The following is an 18,833-nucleotide window of genomic DNA, read 5'->3' as shown; positions in this document are numbered from 1 at the left end:
TATGCTTTATTTATAATTTTTTAGTTTTCTTTCATAATCGGTCAGAAGAAAATCTTTGTATTTGTCAGGTAAAAGTGCAACCTCGCCCCAGGTAAGTTCTTTGGTCCAATATCCTGTTCCTACTGATTCAATTGATGCATAGAACACCACTATGCGGTTTTCAGCTTTACCTGAAACAATACCTCTTGGCTCAGCGACTTTATTCGGGACTCTCACTCTAAAATCGGCATAGTTCCTCGGAGTTGCTAATTTAATCCAAATGGTTGAATGATTAATGTGTTTGTCTATTTTAGAAATCTGACCAAAGTAAAAGTTAGGGATTTCAACTTCATTATTTATGTGATTGACATCCTTTAAAGTATCGCAGAAAAGATAGCGAAGAGAGTGACCTGACTCATCAACAACGAATATCTCCCTATAATAGTTTTTTCTAAAATTGGTACAAAGAGATTGAATGCTTGTTATTTTGCTGGGTAATTTAAATGTTTGGCCATTATGTCGTGCTACAGGGACATTGACAATCGGACCATCTTTACTTTCATAGTAGGTGTCAATCGGCTGTTCGTCACCATTGTGAGGTTCACGAGGATCATTCTCAGGCTTCTCTTGCAAAAATCCATTGATAACGATTAATTCCTCGTCCTCAACAGCTTTCTTGGCCTCTTCTTCGTTAGAGTAACGCTTCCCAGTAACGGACCCGCTTCTAAGTAAGCAGAAAGGAGCATCAGGATCTGGCAAATGACGAAATAAAGCGTCTCGGCCATTGGACATTATAGACGATTCAGGATCTGAAGGTACTCTTATGAGGGGTTCGTAGCATTGAGGGCAAATTAAATGACTTTTCATAACTGATTGATAGTCAAGTGGTTCAACTTCATTACGGATAAGTAGTGGAATACCATGGATCCGTTTGTCCCAGTTTGGATCATAATAAGCATAAGCTATACGCCGAGTAATCATAAGAAAATCTCCGTTTTATAAATTATAAATATAATAATTTATAACAAATTAAAATGAGTAAATGAATCTGTTTTATACTATTTGTCACTTATTTCAGTCAGGAGTGTAATTATTGGTGCTATATTTATTGTGTCTGGAGTAGTTAACGTTGGTTACTATTGAGGGTGAGGTGAATTCAAGTATATAGTTCTATTGAAATGGGGCTAACGATGTTAGCCCTGAGCTTTACTGATTTCCTGCTAATTGTTGGGTTTCTAAACCAATTTTATATGAAACTATTTCGCTTCGGCTATGGTGAAAATAAAATCAAATGATATTTTTAAAAATAGGATGGTATAACTATTTTTCTATAGACTCTTTCAGCTCCAACTTCACCATCAAAGACTGGTTCAGCGCTTTTCCGTCAGCACCACTGTGTATCCGACGGTGGCAGGTAGGGCAGATGGCGCCCACCCACTGCGGGTGATCGGGGCCTTCATCGGCTAAGCGTTTGGTGTGGTGGGGTTCGAGGTAGGGATCTCCATTTCTTTTCTTGAACGGTGCCGGCTGGTCGCAGGCTTCACAGATGCCATTGGCGCGCTTGAGCACGTATTTCTTTACGTCTTCGCTGCGTTTAAACCAGGATTTTTTGCTGTCACTCTGTTGGCGTTGGCCTGATTGCTTTGAGGACTGCAGTGCCTTTTTGCGCAACTGCTCGAGCGTCTCTGTCTTCGTATCGTCTTCATCGGTTTCTGCTTCTTCTTCGACCGCGTGCAGTGATGAGACTTTGAACAGGTTAAAGGTGATGCCTTGGCGCATGTTATTTTCGAAATCTAAGCACTGAATGTGATCCCAAGAGTCGCACTCAAACATGCCAAGATAGCGGACGCCTTTTTCTTTCTTGTTGTCTTCGAACAGGAAGATATCTTTGCCGTCTTTTTTATGGTCGCGGATGGATTTATTGCCTCGAATAAATTCCATATCGCCTTTTTGGCCTTCTCCCGTATAAGAGAAGCTGCCTTCGGCTGTCCATCCATCTTTGTAGCCGTAGGTTTCGCCGCTTTCTCCGGTGAAGATAAAGATCACCGGGAATTCCCGCGGGGTCCAGATACCGCCTTGTAGCTGCCCGCCGTAGAGCTCGATAAGTGCTTTGCGTGTGTACAGCTTGCCTTCGGTTAAGTAGTCAAAAGGATGCGGTGTTTCGACGATCTCAAAACCGAGATCTTTGAGAAACTGGATGGCTTTTTCCGTTCCGCTATCGGCGTTGATTCCCTTAAACGGATAACCATGCTGCTCACTGTATGCTCTAGCGGCAATGCCGCGGATATCGTACTTCTCACCATTATAATGAAGGGTGTATTTTTTAAATCGTTTTATTTCATGTTGTTTTAAGAATTCATCTCGGCCAATTTTTTTATATTCTTCGATGGCTTTTAAAACGAATTCTTTTGAAGATAACGCCTCTATTGCAGTTGCCAAAACCACTCCCTCACATTGCCGAGTTGGCTCTGGGCAATGTGCTTGCTGACGAGAGCAGTATGCATCAATACCCAGCAGTTAACTCATCGATTTACCGAATGCGTTAACTATGCCAGGTAGGGGAGGAAATGCCTACCTTGATGAATGTTTTTGTTGTGATATGTCAGTCAGATCTATTGGAAAAGCGTGGTTGGGAAGGGCGATGGGCATCGCCCTGATTACCATTTACGTTAGTCGCAGGCTTCCATCTCCTGCAGTGCCCGCCCATAAAGATTACACAACACAGGAACCAGATGCGCCGTTGCGTTGAGATAGTGATTCAGCTGCTCCCAGCCTTCAGCGTCCAGCTGTGGGTGCTTTTGCAGCAAGTGGCCGAACAGCATCAGCCCATGGCAAAGGTCTTCCGCCTGCTCGGCAGAGAGTGCGGCGAGGTCTAAGAGTTCTGAGGGATTGTAAACGCTGAGATCGAGGTGGTTAAACAGTTGGCGATAAAGGGTAAGGGTGTTGGGGATGGTTTCAGAAGCGTTGGGTAAGTAAGTGTTTTCCATATCGGCTATTTCCATTGGGAGATAAATACCGCTACCAGAAGAGACGCTAAACTCGGGTGGTAGCTCGAACGGCGTTAGCGTACCGGCCCCAACGGATACCGGCCTTCCCGGAGGAAGCACCGCCCGAGCCACCATTGTTTTGGTGCGCACCGGCATGTTCGAATTTATACCATATTCGAACAGGGTTGGGGGATTCGGAACGCTAACTCCGGCTGCGGATTTTGCCGCAGCGGAAAAACTATAGCGTTATCAGTAAAAGGAAAAAATAAGCTGTATAGAATTACAGTTTATTTGCTTTTAGGATTGGAATTCAGCTCGCAGTTATTTATGGTGGCCTTTTATATTTGTAATGTCGCCTATATATAGCGAATATAATTCATATCATTCCATTCCCTAAATGAATGTTATTCACAGTAATCCTAAATTTGCGCTGCGAAGCGTTAACCGTTCCAGTATTTATCCTTTCTAGAGCTTATGTTAATCATACGGCTTTGCTCATTCACGGATGAACGAACATGGCGAATGAAGATGAGTTGCGCATTGCCCTGTCGCCGGTGCAACTTGCGGCGGTGCTTTCTGATGAAAGCGTCACTGAAGGTGAAACGCTCAGTAACCGTCTGCTTGGCGGTTTGGGGCTTGCCGGTGGAGTCGTTGAACTGATGGGGGCTGGAGTGTTGTGCTATGCGCCAGATCCGACGTTTATCACCAAAGTTGGGTGTGTGGTGGTGGGAACGCATAGCCTGGACAGCATCAAAGCCGCTTCCAATCAGATGATTACCGGGCACCCAACAACGACCGATACTTATCAGTCTGCCGTTTTATTGGCGCAAGCATTGGGTGCCGATAGGGAAACGGCCTATAACGTCGGTTTAACGGTCGATATTGCTGTGCCTTTTGTCTTTGCCGGAGCGGTTGGCGCTGCCAGAGTCGCATCCGTGCGTATGGGGCGGGTAAAGCTGATTGAGCATGAGTCCGTTAGCGGTAAATATCCGGGCGGGCACACATTGGCTCGGCATATCAACATAGCTCCGGAAGCGCTTATTGCCAGGCTAGCCAGGCGTCCGAAACTGATCGCGGCAAGTACCTTCAGATCGGTAAAAGAGGCCGAGAAATATGTTTCTGTCACGGTAAAAGCGAACCGCGCAGATATTGTGAATTGGATGAAGTACGCGTCTCCCGGCAGCCGTTTGAGTGTGTATCACAATTTCACAGAATCAGTGGGTTATGGGGTATTACGCGGCAGTACTGACGTCTATCAATGTCATCGGGTTGGCGTCGTGATTGAGTTTACCCGCTATAATGGCAAACCTTACTTTATCCTTAGCGCCTTCCCTGCGAGATAAGCCGATGAAAACCAGCGAACTTGATAACCTGATCGTCGTTTATTTTGGTCAAGATTATGACCTGATAAATGCAGAAGGCGATATTACTGCGCTGATCGCAGAGTACATTCGTCTGGCGACTCATCAGCAGCGCGAGGCTTTGGTCAATGAGATCGATGAGCTACTGGCGCAGGATAATGTGGAGTCCTTATTCAACCAACGTTTCGGCTTTACCTTCAGCCCGGAGCTATGGGGAACCACAGTTCCTGCATTCCTGCAACAGGCCAGAAGCGCTGCGGTGAAAGCGCTTTGAGCACCATCATGATTCGCAATCACTTTAGCGAGCTCAGTAGCTTATTCAGTATTTACTTCGGTCAGGATTATGATCTGTTTACTGATGCCGAAACGGCCGAGGGGGTGATTGACGGCTTCCTTGAGCAAAACGGTAGCCAGGTCATCCGCGATATCCTCGAGGAAGCCAAAAAATTTCAGGCCACCTATGCGGGGCGTATAAACGAGGGCATGGCGGAGCATTTTTCAGATGAGTTTGTGCCGGAGAGCTGGGGCACTACAGCGGTAGGGGTCTTTGCCATATTGCAACGAAAAACAGAGCAAAAGCTGGAGCAGCTTAAACGAATTTAAGCCCCCCAACCCCACCGCCCAAACCTACCCCAAATCCCCCCCATTGCTGGCGATCACTTTCTTATACCACCAGAACGATTTCTTGCGGGTGCGGGCGAGGGTGCCGTTGCCCTGGTCGTCGCGGTCGACGTAGACAAAGCCGTAGCGCTTGCTCATTTCGCCGGTTGAGGCGGCCACCAGGTCGATGCAACCCCAGGTGGTGTAACCCAGCACCGGCACGCCGTCAGCGATGGCGTCGGCCATGGCGCGGATGTGTTCGCGCAGGTAGCTGATGCGGTAGCCGTCTTCAATCTCGCCGTTGGCGGTGATCTCGTCTTGTGCGCCCAGGCCGTTTTCCACCAGGAACAGCGGCTTTTGGTAGCGGTCATACATCATGTTCATGGTGATGCGCAGCCCCAGCCGTGCGGGTTCGCCAGCGATTTCACCTCGTTGGCGGCGCTGTTGTTGCTGTCGTTCATGTCGGCGTCTTTCGGCTTGCTGGACCACGGGTAGGCGTTGCCGTCGGCCAGCATGCAGCCCACCTGGTTGGCGGGGGTTACTTCGTGGGCAGTAGCATCGCCCTGATTGCCATTTACGTTAGCCGCAGGCTTCCAGCCCCCGCAGCGCACGTTCATAAAGGTTACACAACGCAGGAACCCGATGTGCCGTGAGGGAGTGATTCATATGCTCCCAGCCTTCGGCATCCGGCTGCGGGTGCTTGTGCAGCAAATGGCCAAACAGCATCAGCCCGTGGCATAGCCTTTCCGACTGTTCGGCAGAGAGTGCGGCCAGGTCTATGAGTTTTGAGGAGTTAAAATCGCTGAGATCGAGGTGGTTAAAACAGCCGGCCATTCAGTTATTTTATACAGAATTTTAATGATGGCTATCAGTTTTGCTATATAGCCGACAAGAGTAACTCGTCGTAGTCTCTGGAATGTCATCCCGAATACCGAATGCGAGGTATAACTCATGAAAGGTAAAATTGCATTAGAAGAACATGTCTCTACCCAGGAAAATAATCGTTTGTGGGATTCAAAAAGCGAAGCATTGCGAAATGGCCGTAATTATATGGATAATGTTGAAAAACGCCTTTTGGAAACCGAACTGCGCTTAAAGGATATGGATGCTTGTGGCATCCGTCATGCTATTTTGTCACTGACATCGCCGGGGGCGCAGTCGATTCTTGATGTTGCTGCAGCAACTCATTTCGTAACCTGCACCAACGACTATATTGCCGAATATTTTGTTCAGCCTCATCCCGATCGTTTCAGTGCTTTTGCAACAGTGGCGCTACAAAATCCTCAGGCGGCAGCGGATGAACTGGAAAGGGCGGTGAAAAAGCTGGGTATGAAGGGGGCATTGATCAACGGTTATACCAATATGAGCGGCACCGAGGAAGGGCGCTATTTGGATGATCCTGCGGTAGAAGTATTTTGGCAGAAAGTGAGTGAACTGAATGTGCCTGTCTATCTGCACCCCAGAGAGCCACTCCCTGCCGCCTGTGGAATTTATCGCGGCTATGAAAGCTTGGTAGGTTCAGCCTGGGGTTTTGCAACGGAAACCGCAGTACACGCTATTCGTCTGATGATGAGTGGGTTATTCGACCGCTATCCGAATATTACCATTATCCTTGGGCATCTTGGGGAGGGGCTGACATTTATGTTACCGCGCACTGCCCATCGTCTGGAAAAACAGTTTGAGGGCATCGGTCTGGGGGGCAACCAGCAGCCCTTAACGGATTACCTGACGAATAATTTCTACGTCACGACGAGTGGTCACTTCACAACCAGTGCCCTCCATAATGCCATTGAAGTGATGGGAAAGGATCGGGTCATGTTTTCTGTTGATTACCCTTATGAGGATATGTGCCAGGCGGCTGATTGGTTCGATCCATTAGTCCTGGACGCCGACGTTAAACAAAGTATTGCGTACGGTAATGCTCGTCGAGTCTTCAGCCTGCCTGAGTGAGTTGAGCTAATTGTTGGCGTAGCCAGATCAGACCCGGGTCGTGATGATATCTCTGGTGCCATACCTGGCGAATAGTGAAAGAGGGGCAGGGCATGGGTAATGGCCAGGCAACACATGGAAATGCGGCCGCACACCAGGCGGCAACTTGTCCGGGAACCGTGGCCAGCAACTCAGTACTGGCTACAATGTTCCCTACGCCCAAGAAGCTAGGGAGCAACATTTTGGTTCGCAGTTGAATACCGCTGCGTGCCAGGTAGCGTTCCATCTCTGCATGCCCGGTACCGTCCCACTGCACCATGACCTGTTGTTCTTTAAGCCATGATGCCAGTGTTGGTGCTTGTCTGATACGCGGATGCGTCGTGCTGCTTAGACAAACATAGTGTTCATCAAACAGCCTCTGTTGATAAAAACTTTCCGGAATATCGGTTAGATAACCGATTACAAGGTTTACGTCGCCGGACTCTAGCGCAGAGTAAATTTTGTCATCAATATGCCTGATGGCAAACTTAATTTGGGTGGCTCCCTGGCGTTTACATATATCAAGCAGGCGGGGAACCAGAGCAATTTGGCTTATATCAGCCATTGCGATAGTAAAGCTTCGCTGACTGGTGCGGGGATCGAAAGACAATGAGCTAACGAGCTGATTATCCAGCAGATCTAAAATCGTTGATATGGTGGTAAATGCTTGCTGCGCGCACGGTGTGGGGGCCATCTTTTGTCCGACCCTGACAAACAGCGTGTCGTTAAACTCTTCCCGCAAGCGCTTAAGCAGCAGGCTACCCGAAGGTTGGCTCAGATCTAACTGATCGGCAGCCAAAGAGACATTGCCGTTCAGATAGAGAGCACGAAAGAAATAGAGCATTTTTAAATCCAGTTCTTTACGCATGGTTTATTTATTCACCTTATTTATTCGTGAAAATAACGGCATGTTGTCTCAAGCGGTAGTTGCCAAAAAATTATTTATTAATTGAAATGGGTGGTCTGTGTTTGCTGGGTGTATTAGCGTAATGCGTCACTATCGCCGCCGTTTTCTTTCACTTTTTAAGTAATGGGATAATGTTATTTTCTGAGCCTTATAAGAGCTTTCCTTATTTCAGGATATACGGTCGGATTTCGTTCTATTACACCTGATTTTTATTTTAGCATCTTAAGAAGCAAAGTATGACTTGCATAGGGGGGGACTACTGGTTGCGTGAAGAATAGGATGATGTAGCATCATTTCAAAATTATTATCTATTTTAAAATAGATAATGACTGGTATCGGCGCGTTCTTCAGTACTATTAGCTATCAGGCGAATAAATAATCACCGAAGGGGGCGGAAATTTTTATACGTGGTGCTTGTCGTGGCCAGCTAAAACTGGCCACCGCTTTAGTGTTTTTTGCTATGTGGCAACGAAAGCAGAGCAAAAGCGGGAACGGCTCAAACGTAGGCAAGTCGTTGGAGCCCACCCACAGGCTCCCATATCCAAACCCCGCTTACCCCAACCCCCCAATCCTTCCACGAATCTCCTCCTCCGGCAGATCCACACCAATAAATACCAAAGTGCTCCGACATTCCTCACCAGGCAGCCACTCCCGATCCCAGTCGGCGTTATACAGCCGCTGCACGCCCTGGAACAGCAGGCGGCGCGGCTCGTCTTCGATAGACAGAATGCCTTTGTAGCGCAGCAGGTTGTCGGCGTATTCCAGCAGCAGGCCTTCCATCACGTCGGAGATTTGCATCAGCGGCAGCGGCCGCTCCAGCGTCACCACGATCGAGCGGATGTCGCTCTGCGGCTGCGGGATGCGGCGGAACAGCGGGGCGGATGGCGTCAGGTTGAGCTTGTCGTTCAGCGTAAAGCCTTCGATGTCGAACAGCAGGCTCAGATCGATATCGCCGTGCGTCACCTTGTAGACCGGCGCGCGGGCGTTCATCCGCTGCAGCCGCTGGATCAGCGCCTCGCAGTCCGGCGCCACGTCGGTTTTGGTCAGCAGGAGGCGGTCGGCGTAGCCCACCTGCGCCTGGGCGATGCTGAACTGGCTCAGCTGCTGCTCGGCGTGCGCCGCGTCCACCAGGGTGATGATGCCGTCCAGCAGGAAGCGCTCGCACAGGATCTCGTGCGAGAAAAAGGTCTGGGTAATCGGGCCGGGATCGGCCATGCCGGTGCATTCGATGATCAGCCGATCGAACGCCAGCTGGCCGCTGTCGACGCCGTCCAACAGATCCAGCAGTGCGTCTGCCAGTTCGTTGGACTTGCTGCAGCAGATGCAGCCGTTGCTCAACGTGGTGATGCGGCTGGCGCGATCGCCGATCAGCGCGTCGTCGATCGGCACTTCGCCGAACTCGTTCTCGATGACCGCGATTTTATAGCCGTGTTCGGCGTTCAGGATGTGGCGCAGCAGGGTGGTTTTGCCGGCGCCCAAAAAGCCGGTCAGGATGGTGACTGCGATGGGTTTCATACGGGTCCTTGTGACTGCGGGTTAACAGCAGCGCATGCCGCCTTTGCCGTCGCCGCCGTAGCGCGCTTGCTGGCGCTCGCGGAAAAATTCTTTATAGGTCATCACCGGCTTGTCCGGGTGGTTGTCTTTCATGTGCTGGACGTAAGTATCGTAGTCAGGCACGCCCACCAACATGCGCGCCGCCTGCCCGAGATATTTCCCCGCCTGGCCGAGATTTCCGAACATAAGCCTTCTCCAACTTTACCCTGCATCACTACAGCGCTTGCTTAAGCCTGATATTAGGGGAAGCCGGGGGATGGGGTTCCCGCAGGGATGCCCCACCTCCGGGTCGCCCCGGGTATCTCGATTGCATCGCGCCGCACGCCTGGCATCTTGCGATACGCAGGCCGTGCGGCTTTGGGTACTACTTACGTTATTATGCAGGGTATCCGTTAAATCACATCAATGCTGGGTCGAAACTTTGACCTCCCCCTCAGTTACGCCGTCGGCGGGCGCGGCCTGCGGCACCGGCACGTAAGGCGTTTCCTGGTCGGTGCGTTTCGGGTTCTTGTGCGCCGCCATCGCGGTTTTCACCCCGTAGAAGATGATGCTGTACACCACCAGTAGGAACAGAATACTCAGCCCGGCGTTGGTGTAGTTGTTCACCACGATGTGGTTCATGTTGGCGATCTGCTGGGCGCTCAGCTCGGCGCCGCCTTCGGCGATCTTGCGCTTGTACTCGCCGGCCAGGAAGAAGAAGCCTTCCAACTGCGGGTTGTCGCTGAACAGCTTCAGCCCCAGCGCGTAGGTGGTGCAGATCAGCAGCCACACCGCCGGCAGCACGGTCACCCAGATGTATTGGGTGCGCTTCATCTTAATCAGCACCACGGTGCCCAGCACCAGCGCCACGGCAGCCAGCATCTGGTTGGAGATGCCGAACAGCGGCCACAGGCTCTTCACGCCGCCGAGCGGATCCACCACGCCCTGATACAGCAGGTAGCCCCACAGCCCGACGCAGCCGGCGGTGCCGACGATGCCGGCCACCAGCGAGTCGGTTTTCTTCAGGAACGGCACGAAGTTGCCCAGCAGATCCTGCAGCATAAAGCGCCCGGAGCGGGTGCCGGCGTCCAGCGCGGTCAGGATGAACAGCGCCTCGAACAGAATGCCGAAGTGGTACCAGAAGCCCATGTTGGCGCCCGGAATGATCTGATGGAACACGTGGGCGATGCCCACCGCCAGCGTTGGCGCGCCGCCGGCGCGGTTCAGCACTGAAGGTTCGCCGATGTCGGTGGCGGTCTGCAGGATCTGTTCCGGGCTGATGACGAAGCCCCAGGAACTGACCGCCGCCGCCGCGTGCACGGTGACGTCCTTCAGCGAAGCCATGATCATCGGCGCGTCTTCGGTGCCTAAGCGGTGCAGATCCGGCATGGTGATGCCCAGCGCCGCCGGCGGGGTGTTCATGGCGAAGTACAGGCCCGGCTCGATGATAGAAGCCGCCACCAGCGCCATGATGGCGACGAAGGACTCCATCAGCATCGCGCCGTAGCCGATAAAGCGCGCGTCGGTCTCATTGGCCAACAGCTTCGGCGTGGTGCCGGAGGCGATCAACGCATGGAAGCCGGAGACCGCGCCGCAGGCGATGGTGATGAACAGGAACGGGAACAGGGTACCTTTCCACACCGGGCCGGTGCCGTCGACGAACTGGGTGACCGCCGGCATTTTCAGCTCAGGGTTGAGGATCACGATGCCGATCGCCAGCCCGACGATCACGCCGATTTTCAGGAAGGTGGCCAGGTAGTCGCGCGGCGCCAGGATCAGCCACACCGGCAGCAGGGCGGAGACAAAGGCGTAGCCTATCAGCGTGAAGGTGATGGTGGTGTCTTTAAAGGTCAACGCCGGGCCCCAGTACGGGTCGTGCGCCACCACGCCGCCGAACCAGATGGCGGCCACCAGCAGCACAATGCCGATGATTGACACTTCACCCACGCGGCCGGGGCGCAGATAGCGCATATAGATGCCCATAAACAGCGCGATCGGCACGGTGGAGCAGACGGTGAATACCCCCCACGGGCTCTCCGCCAGCGCTTTCACCACGATCAGCGCCAGCACCGCCAGGATGATGATCATGATCAGGAAGCAGCCGAACAGCGCGATGGTGCCCGGTATCGGCCCCATCTCTTTTTTGATGATCTCACCGAGCGAGGCGCCGTTGCGGCGCGAGGAGATGAACAGCACCATAAAGTCCTGCACCGCCCCCGCCAGCACCACGCCGCCCAGCAGCCACAGCGTGCCGGGCAGGTAGCCGACCTGCGCGGCCAGCACCGGCCCCACCAGCGGCCCGGCGCCGGCGATGGCGGCGAAGTGGTGGCCGAACAGCACGTTCTTGTTGGTCGGCACGTAGTTCAGGCCGTCGTTGTTGACCACCGCCGGGGTGGCGCGGCCGGCGTCCAGCTTCATCACCTTGGTGGCGATGTACAGGCTGTAGTAGCGGTAGGCCACCAGATACACCGCCACCGAAGCGACGACGATCCACAGCGCGCTGATGTGTTCGCCGCGGCGCAGCGCCACCACGCCGAGGCAGGCTGCGCCGAGTATCCCCAGCAGCATCCACGGAATGTGCTTTAAAATCCCCTCTCGTTTCATGAGGTATCCTTAATTCCAGTCTGCAAAATATGAATGAACTCATCCGCTTGTATGAGATGTCAGAGTGGCGCGGCGAGCCGTAGCGTCTTTCCCGAGGTAAGGCGGGTTTAGGAACAGCTCATCATCGCCGGGGGTAAGGGGGGAAGACAGGCGTATTTCGGTCAGCGGTCAGATCCGCCGGGTGAACGGTTGGATTGGCGGGGTAAGCGGTTGGCGGCCTGGAGAAGAGATTCGGCCGCCGGCGGGCGACGGCCTGTCTCCTCAAGCCGTCTGCATGGCCTGCAGCAGGTGGATAAACGCGGCGCTGAGCGGCGGCGTCGCCGGCTCATGGCGGGTAAAGACGTAAAAGCGCGCGCTGATGTCGATCGCCTGCGTCGGGATTTTCTGCAGGTGCAGCTGCGGGGCGTAGTGCGCGACCACCCGATCGCTCAGCAGCGCGATATAGCCCTGCTGCCTGACCAGGCACCAGGTCGCCAGAAAGGAGTCGGTCTCGACGATCTGGCCGTGCGGCGTGTAGCGTTCGGCGATCTCGCGGATGGCGGCATGCCCCACCGAGCAGGAGCGCGGCACCACCCATTTGGCCTCGGCCGGCGGTTGCCCGGCTGCGGTTAGATCGCCTCCCTGATAGAGCGAGAAGCGCTCGCTTTTCAGCGCCTGCATGGCCAGATCGGCGCCGCCCGCCGCGCCGTTCAGGCTGCTGACCGCCAAATCCAGCTCGCAGTTTCGCAGCCGGGCCAGCAGGCCTTCCGGGCCGTCCTCCACCACCGTCACCCGGGTATGCGGGTAGCGGCGGTTGAAGCCTTCGAGCACCTGAGGCAGATAGCAAAGCAGCGGATCGACGCTCATCCCCACCCGCAGTCGCTTCTCGCCGTCAGCGCTCAGGCCGCGCAGTTCGTCAAACGCGTTGAGCAACTGATTGGTGGCGGCGTCTATTCGCCGGTAAAACAGCTCACCGACCGCCGTCAGGCGCACGCCGCGGTTGCTGCGCTCCAGCAGCCGCGCGCCGATGGTCATTTCCAGCTCTTTCAGCACCCGGCTGAGCGTCGGCTGCGAGATGGCCAGCTTTTTCGCGGCCTCGTGCAAGCTTCCACAGTGGACAATGTCCTTGAACATCGTCAGATGAGCCAGCTTTGGCATGGTTTTCATGGTTGATCTCCCTGGAAGTGAAAGGCATCAGCCGGAGCCGGCGATGCGGCTGTAATAGGCCTGTTTCATCATGCTGTCGTTCAGCAATTTATTGATGGTCTGGTCGAGCACCGGCGTGGTGACGGAGGCCGGCATCAGCGTGGCGGTGATCTCCACGTCGTCGTCGCCGAAGGGTTCGATATCCAGATGCGAGATAAAGCAGTTTTCCCCTTGCAGCACCTGTTTGAATTTGGCCAGCGCCTCACGCTGCTCATGCTCGAAGGCAATGACGCAAATCTGGTAGGTAGACTCGCCGTTAACGTCATTGAAGGGCTGCTTGTTGACCATATTGACCAGCGGGCGCAACAGGGTGTTGGCGGCGAGCACGAACAGCGTGGCGGCCAGCGCATCGCCGTACAGGCCGCAGCCGGCGCAGGCGCCGACCGCCGCGGAGCCCCAGAGCGTGGCGGCGGTGTTCAGGCCGCGGATGTTCATCCCTTCTTTCATGATGGCCCCGGCGCCGAGAAAGCCGACGCCGGAGACCACGTAGGAAATGACGCGCACCGCGCCGCCGCTGCCGTCGATGGTCATGGCCAGATGGACGAAGATCGCCGCGCTGGTGGCCACCAGCGTGTTGGTGCGCAGCCCGGCGGTGCGCTGGCGGAACTGTCTTTCGTAGCCGATGGTGGCGCCCAGGACGGACGCGGTCAGCAGCGTCAGCAGTGTATGAATGAAATGCATGATAATAACTCGATGTATTATCCGCTTATCATGAGCCACCCGTGGCGGGGTAACTCTTGATAAACAGGTAGTTAAGTTGGCGGGGTTCCGTCCCGCCAGGCCAGGGCGGCGCTCAGTGCGCGGCGGCGATCTGCCGGCTGAGCGTCTCGCTGATTTTGTCCGTCAGCGGCTGCATCCCCTCGCGGGTGCGCGCCTCGCGGCGCTGCGTGATGTGATAGCAGCTGTCGAGGGTGCCGGCGCCCAGCAGGAGGACGCGGTCAGACATCATCACCGCCTCCTCTACGCTGTGGGTGACCAGCACGATGGAGCGGGTTTTGATCTGGCGCGTGCTCCAGATACGCAGCAGATCGCTGCGCAGGTGTTCGCCGGTATAGACGTCCAGCGCGGAAAACGGCTCGTCCAGCAACAGCAGCATCGGTTCTACCGCCAGCGCGCGCGCGAAGCCGACCCGCTGGCGCATGCCGCCGGAAAGCTCGCGCGGGTAGGCGTCGCGGTAGGGCGTGAGCCCGACCAGATCGAGCATTTTCAGCGTCTGGGCTTCGACCACCTGCGGCGGCAGATCCTGCGCCTGCAGCCCGAAGGCGATATTTTGGTAGACGTTCAGCCACGGGAAAATGGCGAAGGTCTGGAACACCATGTTGATCTGCGGATTCGGCCCCGAGACTTTTTTATCCCCCAGCATCACGGTGCCCAGATCCGGCGCGATCAGGCCGGAAAGCATGCGCAGCAGGGTGGATTTACCCGAGCCGGACTGCCCCAAAATGCTGACGACCTCGTTGTCGTAAAGGCGCAAATTGATTTCATTCAGCAACAGACGTTTTTCTTTACCGGTAGGCTGAACGCTTTTGCTGACGTTATTGACCGTCAGCAGCGTGGTTTTTTTTACCAACATGATCTGTCTCCACCCAATTAAAAACATGAGCATGGAAAAAGGGCCGATATTTATCGCCGGACAGGCGTAAAATAAATGCGGGTGCAAATAAGCCTGACCGTTATCGGACTGTTAATACGCTTATGCTGGAGGGGTTAGCCCATCGGGCGTGCCGGTGCGGCATGCGCGCAGGCCAGAGGCTGAAGGGTAAAGCGAAGGGATGCTATAACTGACTCATATCCTGACACTTTCAGGATGCAATGGGATGACTATTGCTCCTGTGACCTCAGCGATTCCAACAATAAAATAAACAACCAACTGTCGCCGTCCATATCATTCTCCCGTTATTTTTCGTGTGGCCATAATACGCGTGCCATAGCCTGTTATTCAATGTGGTTACGCCGAATTATGGCGGCAAAATGTAATTTAATATGAATGCGGGAAAGATTTTCTTTATTCATTAAACGGGGCGTAAACGGAAGGCGCGAGAATGAATATAGGCATCATTTTATGGAAATATAAACCTGAATTAAACGAGAGAATAAGAGGCCAGCGGAAAGTCACATAATAAACCGGCCGGAGAGCGCCCTCCGGCCGGGATGAGGATCAGAACTGATACATGATGCCGGTTTCGACGATGTCGTCGGCGCCGGCGCCGACGGCGTTCTGCCGTTGCAGCAGGTTGAGTTTGTACTCTACGTAGGTCGACATGTTGGCGTTGAAGCTGTAATTCAGCGCCAGATCCAGGTATTTGACCAGATCGGCGTTGCCAATGCCGGGCAGGTTGCGGCCGCGCGTTTGCAGGTAGGCCACCGAGGGCGTGACGCCGGAATCGAAGTGATACTGCGCGACCGCCTCAATAGCGTCCGCGCGGGGGGCGAAGCCGGCGTAGCGATCGCCGTCGACGTAGGTCATGTTCTCGGTGCGCGCGTAGCTTGCCGCCAGGTAGAGGTTGTCCTGGTCGTATTTCAGCCCCAGCGTCCAGGCCCGGGCGCGATCGCCGTCAGCCAGGCCGAAGCGCTGTTGCGCCAGCGTGCGCGCAGAGTTGGCGTAGGCGGCGCCAACGTTGAGCCCCACGCCGGTGTCGTAGGTGGCGGAAAAGGCGTAGCCATCGCCGTTTTGCGTCTGGATATCCTTCGCCCGTTGAGCGTCGTCTCCCCGATTCTTCCCCTGATATTGCAGGCCGAGATCCAGGCCGTCGACCAGACCACCCAGGCTGCGGCTGTGGTAGGTCAGCAGGCCGTTGGCGCGGCCGGTCATAAAGTTGTCGGCCGCTTCGTAGCTGTCGTTGCCGAATTCAGGCAGCACGTCCGTCCAGCCGGCCACGTCATACAGCAGGCCGTAGTTGCGGCCGTAATCCAGGCTGCCCCAGTGGCCGAACGTCAATCCGGCAAAGCCCAGGCGGGTATAGCTGTCGCCCGGCCCGGCGCTCTCCGGCTGATCGAGCCCTGCCTGATATTCCCATTGGCCATACCCCGTCAGCGCGTCGCCGATCTGCGTCTCGCCTTTGAAGCCGAAGCGGGTATAGGAGCGGTCGCCGTTATTGTCGGCGTCGCTGCTGAAGTAATGCACGCCGTTCAGTTGGCCGTACAGATCCAGTTTATTGCCGCCTTTATTGACGATTTCCGCGCCGGTGGCGGCCGCCGGCAGCAGGATGACCAGCGTCATCAGCACGCTTTTATGGTTCATTTCAGTTCCCCAAGTGAATGAAAACAGGGCCGTTAACCGGCCGATTGCGCTTGCGCGATTTTTTTGTACAGGCAGCTGCGGATCCGATCGGTGAGGTGCCGCAGGCTGTCCCGGTTGCGCGCCGCACGCGGGATATTGACGCTGAATTCGTCGTCGATCCGTTTGCTGGTCGCGTCCAGGATCAGCACCCGATCGGACATCAGCACCGCTTCTTCGACGTCGTGCGTCACCATCACCATGGCGCGCGTGCGCAGCCGGTTGTCTCCCCACAGCGCCAGCAGGTCGCCCCGCAGTTTTTGCGCGGTAAAGATATCGAGGGCGGAGAAGGGTTCATCCAGCAGCAAGAGGTCGGGCTCTACCGCCAACGCCCGGGCGAAGCCCACCCGTTGACGCATGCCGCCCGAGAGCTCGCGCGGCCAGGCGTGCTCATAGCCGGTCAGGCCCACCAGGCGCAGCAGCGCTCCCAGCCGCTCGGCGATCGTCTGCGGCGGCAGCCGTTGCGCCAGCAGGCCGAAGGCGATGTTGTCGTACACCGTCAGCCAGGGATAGAGCGCGTAGGACTGAAACACCATGCCGACGTTGGCGCTCGGGCCGTCGACCGGTTTGCCCGCCAGCGTGAGCGTGCCGCTGTCCGGTGGGATCAGCCCGGCCAGCATGCGCAGCAGCGTGGACTTGCCCGAGCCGGATTGCCCCAGAATGGTGACGAACTCGCCGGCGTGCGCGGTCAGCGTCACGTCGCGCAGCACGGGTTTGGGGCGCTTGTTTTCGCCGATAAACGTCTTGTTCAGCCGGCTGGCGCTGATAATTACCTCTTGAGTCACCATGTTGTTCCCCCTTGATCAGTCATATTTGAATTTGGTTTCCGCGATGCGATACAGCGGTTGCCAGACGAAGATGATGCACAGCGCCACCAGCGCGCACATGGCGGCGCAGCCCAGCGCGGACTCCGGGTTCTTGCCGGCGTCGGTGACCACGGAAATGAACGCGCCCAGCCCGGTGGCGCTGAGGGTGGTGCTGCCCCACTGGATCACCTCGGCGGCGATGGCGCTGTTCCAGGCGCCACCGGCGGCGGAGATGATGCCCGTCACGATGTAGGGGAAAATCGCCGGCAGCATGTAGTAGCGCCACCAGCGGAAGCGGCGCAGCCCGAAGGTTTCGCTGACCTCGGTGATCTGCGTTGGAATGGCGGATACGCCGGCGATCACGTTAAACAACACGTACCACTGGGTGCCCAGCATGATCATCGGGATGGCCCACCAGCCGAGATCCTGATGATAAATGGCGATGAAGGCGGCGATCAGCGGGTAGAAAATGTTGGGCGGAATGGCCGCCAGGATCTGGATGATCGGCTGGAAGATCTTCACCAGCCGCGGATTCATGCCGATCCACACCCCCAGCGGCGTGAAGATCGCCACGCTGAGCAGCATGGCTGCGGCCACGCGCGCGGTGGTGAGCAGCATCCATTCCGGCAGCATGGCGAAGTACTGTTTGGGGAAGTATTCCCACAGCCGGTAACCGAACCAGACGCAGGCCAGCACCACGCCGAGATACCACAGGCTGCGCCACAGCCAGTTTCCCTTGGCGGCGAGCCTGAACAGGCGGTGCAGGCCGAGGGCGTACCACAGCCGCGGCAGCTTGAACAGCCACAGGTCAGCCAGCGCGCGCAGCGTGTGGCCCAGTGCCGCACCGACGTGCGAAAAGGCCAGACTGTTGTAGAACCACGGATTGCCGAGCGGCCGGCTGGCGGTGACGTCTTCGTATTTGAAGCGCGCGGTGTAGCGCACCAGCGGGCGGAAAACCAGCTGATCGAGCAGCACGATGTTGGCGGCCAGCGCGACGATCGCATACAGGATCGCCGGCACGTTCTGCTGCGCCAGCGCTTCGGCGATATAGGAGCCGACGCCGGGCAGTTCGACCGAGCGATCGCCGACCGGAATGGCCTCGGAGGCCACCAGGGCGAACCAGGCGGCGGATTGCGACACCATGGCGTTCCACAGCAGGCCCGGCACCGAATAGATGAACTCCAGCCGCCAGAAGCGTTGCCACGGGTTGTAATTGAAGCTGCGGGCGGCTTCATCCAGCTCCTTGGGCACGATGCGCAGCGTCTGATACAGCGTCAGCATCATGTTCCAGGCCTGGCCGGTAAACACCGCGAAGATGGCGGTGCACTCCAGCCCCATCACGCTGTGCGGGTAGAGGTTGAGAAAATACACGGTCGTGAAGGTCAGGAACCCCACCAGCGGCACCGACTCCATAAAGTTGACGAAGGGCAGGATCACCCGGCGCAGTGGCGTATAGCGTGCGGCCAGCACGGCGAATACCACAGAAAACAGCAGCGACCAGGCCATGCCGAGGAGAAAGCGCATGCTGGTTCTGAGCGAATAATAAAGCAGGTTCCAGGCATCAAGACTAATGGCAGAGACGTTTTGTTCATTGAAGTCACCGTGCATGTCACCCCAGGCACGAAT

At 55.6% G+C, this 18,833-nt stretch carries 19 protein-coding genes; 4 read left to right on the top strand and 15 right to left on the bottom strand.

All coding sequences use genetic code 11. The annotated features are described in order from the left end of the window. Nucleotides 1–6 precede the first annotated feature (6 nt). From ACSBQQ_RS16045 to ACSBQQ_RS16035, 3 genes are all read right to left on the bottom strand, one after another. Nucleotides 7–960: a hypothetical protein gene (locus tag ACSBQQ_RS16045; protein WP_072269934.1), complete on the bottom strand. Its 954-nt coding sequence runs from the start codon at nucleotides 958–960 to the stop codon at nucleotides 7–9. Between the two features lie 339 nt (nucleotides 961–1,299). Beyond that, on the bottom strand, nucleotides 1,300–2,418 hold the full coding sequence (locus tag ACSBQQ_RS16040; RefSeq protein ID WP_060428732.1) for an HNH endonuclease: 1,119 nt from the start codon (nucleotides 2,416–2,418) through the stop codon (nucleotides 1,300–1,302). Between the two features lie 230 nt (nucleotides 2,419–2,648). After that, the gene (locus tag ACSBQQ_RS16035; RefSeq protein ID WP_230200374.1) at nucleotides 2,649–3,122 is read right to left on the bottom strand and encodes an ash family protein; all 474 of its coding nucleotides are present in this window, start codon (nucleotides 3,120–3,122) and stop codon (nucleotides 2,649–2,651) included. 359 nt (nucleotides 3,123–3,481) lie between these two features. Here ACSBQQ_RS16035 and ACSBQQ_RS16030 point away from each other — a divergent pair, with 359 nt between their 5' ends. Genes ACSBQQ_RS16030 through ACSBQQ_RS16020 form a run of 3 tightly spaced genes read left to right on the top strand, consistent with a single transcriptional unit; the run spans nucleotide 3,482 to nucleotide 4,930 of the window. Next, complete coding sequence (locus ACSBQQ_RS16030) at nucleotides 3,482–4,309, top strand: RNase A-like domain-containing protein (protein ID WP_043148206.1); 828 nt, start codon at nucleotides 3,482–3,484, stop codon at nucleotides 4,307–4,309. A gap of 4 nt (nucleotides 4,310–4,313) precedes the next feature. Further along, complete coding sequence (locus tag ACSBQQ_RS16025) at nucleotides 4,314–4,601, top strand: contact-dependent growth inhibition system immunity protein (protein ID WP_043148204.1); 288 nt, start codon at nucleotides 4,314–4,316, stop codon at nucleotides 4,599–4,601. Continuing rightward, nucleotides 4,598–4,930 (top strand): contact-dependent growth inhibition system immunity protein, encoded by a 333-nt coding sequence (locus tag ACSBQQ_RS16020; protein WP_060417705.1) that lies wholly within the window; start codon nucleotides 4,598–4,600, stop codon nucleotides 4,928–4,930. The genes ACSBQQ_RS16025 and ACSBQQ_RS16020 overlap by 4 nt, the downstream gene beginning before the upstream one ends. A 24-nt stretch (nucleotides 4,931–4,954) precedes the next feature. On the opposite strand, the gene ACSBQQ_RS16015 is transcribed toward ACSBQQ_RS16020, so the two are convergent. After that, nucleotides 4,955–5,416, bottom strand: a complete 462-nt coding sequence (locus ACSBQQ_RS16015) for a family 1 glycosylhydrolase (protein ID WP_072010286.1) — start codon at nucleotides 5,414–5,416, stop codon at nucleotides 4,955–4,957. Then, nucleotides 5,308–5,544 carry a hypothetical protein gene (locus tag ACSBQQ_RS16010; RefSeq protein ID WP_050498724.1) on the bottom strand — a complete coding sequence of 79 codons (237 nt, stop codon included), beginning with the start codon at nucleotides 5,542–5,544 and terminating at the stop codon, nucleotides 5,308–5,310. The genes ACSBQQ_RS16015 and ACSBQQ_RS16010 overlap by 109 nt, the downstream gene beginning before the upstream one ends. A 334-nt stretch (nucleotides 5,545–5,878) precedes the next feature. On the opposite strand from ACSBQQ_RS16010, the gene ACSBQQ_RS16005 reads away from it, so the two are divergent. Beyond that, nucleotides 5,879–6,877 (top strand): amidohydrolase family protein, encoded by a 999-nt coding sequence (locus tag ACSBQQ_RS16005; RefSeq protein ID WP_043148202.1) that lies wholly within the window; start codon nucleotides 5,879–5,881, stop codon nucleotides 6,875–6,877. Here ACSBQQ_RS16005 and ACSBQQ_RS16000 read toward each other — a convergent pair. The 10 genes from ACSBQQ_RS16000 to ACSBQQ_RS15955 all read right to left on the bottom strand — a co-directional run bounded on the left by ACSBQQ_RS16000 (nucleotide 6,861) and on the right by ACSBQQ_RS15955 (nucleotide 18,731). Further along, nucleotides 6,861–7,763, bottom strand: coding sequence for a LysR family transcriptional regulator (locus ACSBQQ_RS16000; RefSeq protein ID WP_043148201.1), 903 nt, complete (start codon nucleotides 7,761–7,763; stop codon nucleotides 6,861–6,863). The two genes, ACSBQQ_RS16005 and ACSBQQ_RS16000, sit on opposite strands and share 17 nt — an antisense overlap. A gap of 591 nt (nucleotides 7,764–8,354) precedes the next feature. Further along, a complete protein-coding gene (gene yjiA, locus ACSBQQ_RS15995) occupies nucleotides 8,355–9,317 on the bottom strand; it encodes a GTPase (RefSeq protein ID WP_043148200.1) in 963 nt (320 codons plus the stop codon). A gap of 21 nt (nucleotides 9,318–9,338) precedes the next feature. Continuing rightward, a complete protein-coding gene (locus ACSBQQ_RS15990; RefSeq protein ID WP_004953088.1) occupies nucleotides 9,339–9,542 on the bottom strand; it encodes a YbdD/YjiX family protein in 204 nt (67 codons plus the stop codon). Between the two features lie 216 nt (nucleotides 9,543–9,758). Further along, complete coding sequence (locus tag ACSBQQ_RS15985; protein WP_033648584.1) at nucleotides 9,759–11,939, bottom strand: carbon starvation CstA family protein; 2,181 nt, start codon at nucleotides 11,937–11,939, stop codon at nucleotides 9,759–9,761. 261 nt (nucleotides 11,940–12,200) lie between these two features. Continuing rightward, nucleotides 12,201–13,085, bottom strand: coding sequence for a LysR family transcriptional regulator (locus ACSBQQ_RS15980; RefSeq protein WP_033648583.1), 885 nt, complete (start codon nucleotides 13,083–13,085; stop codon nucleotides 12,201–12,203). Nucleotides 13,086–13,112: 27 nt separating this feature from the next. After that, nucleotides 13,113–13,805, bottom strand: coding sequence for an MgtC/SapB family protein (locus ACSBQQ_RS15975; RefSeq protein WP_033648582.1), 693 nt, complete (start codon nucleotides 13,803–13,805; stop codon nucleotides 13,113–13,115). A 112-nt stretch (nucleotides 13,806–13,917) separates the two neighbouring features. Beyond that, nucleotides 13,918–14,697, bottom strand: coding sequence for an ABC transporter ATP-binding protein (locus tag ACSBQQ_RS15970; RefSeq protein WP_043148199.1), 780 nt, complete (start codon nucleotides 14,695–14,697; stop codon nucleotides 13,918–13,920). A gap of 585 nt (nucleotides 14,698–15,282) precedes the next feature. After that, nucleotides 15,283–16,365 (bottom strand): porin, encoded by a 1,083-nt coding sequence (locus tag ACSBQQ_RS15965; RefSeq protein WP_033648579.1) that lies wholly within the window; start codon nucleotides 16,363–16,365, stop codon nucleotides 15,283–15,285. A 32-nt stretch (nucleotides 16,366–16,397) separates the two neighbouring features. Beyond that, complete coding sequence (locus ACSBQQ_RS15960; RefSeq protein WP_033648578.1) at nucleotides 16,398–17,189, bottom strand: ABC transporter ATP-binding protein; 792 nt, start codon at nucleotides 17,187–17,189, stop codon at nucleotides 16,398–16,400. A gap of 15 nt (nucleotides 17,190–17,204) precedes the next feature. Next, nucleotides 17,205–18,731: an ABC transporter permease subunit gene (locus tag ACSBQQ_RS15955; RefSeq protein ID WP_086556823.1), complete on the bottom strand. Its 1,527-nt coding sequence runs from the start codon at nucleotides 18,729–18,731 to the stop codon at nucleotides 17,205–17,207. Nucleotides 18,732–18,833 lie beyond the last annotated feature (102 nt).

Source organism: Serratia sp. G204Y (assembly GCF_051172435.1).
GTDB classification, from domain to species: domain Bacteria; phylum Pseudomonadota; class Gammaproteobacteria; order Enterobacterales; family Enterobacteriaceae; genus Serratia; species Serratia sarumanii.
Note: the sequence above shows the minus strand (reverse complement) of the source record. Positions and strands in the feature narration are given on the sequence as shown.

What these genes read in the sequence shown, in the direction of transcription:
- ACSBQQ_RS15965 (WP_033648579.1), bottom strand. Translation starts at nt 16,365, where the DNA reads ATGAACCATAAAAGCGTGCTGATGACGCTGGTCATCCTGCTGCCGGCG.
- ACSBQQ_RS15970 (WP_043148199.1), bottom strand. Translation starts at nt 14,697, where the DNA reads ATGTTGGTAAAAAAAACCACGCTGCTGACGGTCAATAACGTCAGCAAA.
- ACSBQQ_RS16005 (WP_043148202.1), top strand. Translation starts at nt 5,879, where the DNA reads ATGAAAGGTAAAATTGCATTAGAAGAACATGTCTCTACCCAGGAAAAT.
- ACSBQQ_RS15980 (WP_033648583.1), bottom strand. Translation starts at nt 13,085, where the DNA reads ATGAAAACCATGCCAAAGCTGGCTCATCTGACGATGTTCAAGGACATT.
- ACSBQQ_RS15975 (WP_033648582.1), bottom strand. Translation starts at nt 13,805, where the DNA reads ATGCATTTCATTCATACACTGCTGACGCTGCTGACCGCGTCCGTCCTG.
- ACSBQQ_RS15990 (WP_004953088.1), bottom strand. Translation starts at nt 9,542, where the DNA reads ATGTTCGGAAATCTCGGCCAGGCGGGGAAATATCTCGGGCAGGCGGCG.
- ACSBQQ_RS16010 (WP_050498724.1), bottom strand. Translation starts at nt 5,544, where the DNA reads ATGAACGTGCGCTGCGGGGGCTGGAAGCCTGCGGCTAACGTAAATGGC.
- ACSBQQ_RS16000 (WP_043148201.1), bottom strand. Translation starts at nt 7,763, where the DNA reads ATGCGTAAAGAACTGGATTTAAAAATGCTCTATTTCTTTCGTGCTCTC.
- ACSBQQ_RS16045 (WP_072269934.1), bottom strand. Translation starts at nt 960, where the DNA reads ATGATTACTCGGCGTATAGCTTATGCTTATTATGATCCAAACTGGGAC.
- ACSBQQ_RS15960 (WP_033648578.1), bottom strand. Translation starts at nt 17,189, where the DNA reads ATGGTGACTCAAGAGGTAATTATCAGCGCCAGCCGGCTGAACAAGACG.
- ACSBQQ_RS15985 (WP_033648584.1), bottom strand. Translation starts at nt 11,939, where the DNA reads ATGAAACGAGAGGGGATTTTAAAGCACATTCCGTGGATGCTGCTGGGG.
- ACSBQQ_RS16025 (WP_043148204.1), top strand. Translation starts at nt 4,314, where the DNA reads ATGAAAACCAGCGAACTTGATAACCTGATCGTCGTTTATTTTGGTCAA.
- ACSBQQ_RS16035 (WP_230200374.1), bottom strand. Translation starts at nt 3,122, where the DNA reads ATGCCGGTGCGCACCAAAACAATGGTGGCTCGGGCGGTGCTTCCTCCG.
- ACSBQQ_RS15955 (WP_086556823.1), bottom strand. Translation starts at nt 18,731, where the DNA reads ATGCGCTTTCTCCTCGGCATGGCCTGGTCGCTGCTGTTTTCTGTGGTA.
- ACSBQQ_RS16030 (WP_043148206.1), top strand. Translation starts at nt 3,482, where the DNA reads ATGGCGAATGAAGATGAGTTGCGCATTGCCCTGTCGCCGGTGCAACTT.
- yjiA (WP_043148200.1), bottom strand. Translation starts at nt 9,317, where the DNA reads ATGAAACCCATCGCAGTCACCATCCTGACCGGCTTTTTGGGCGCCGGC.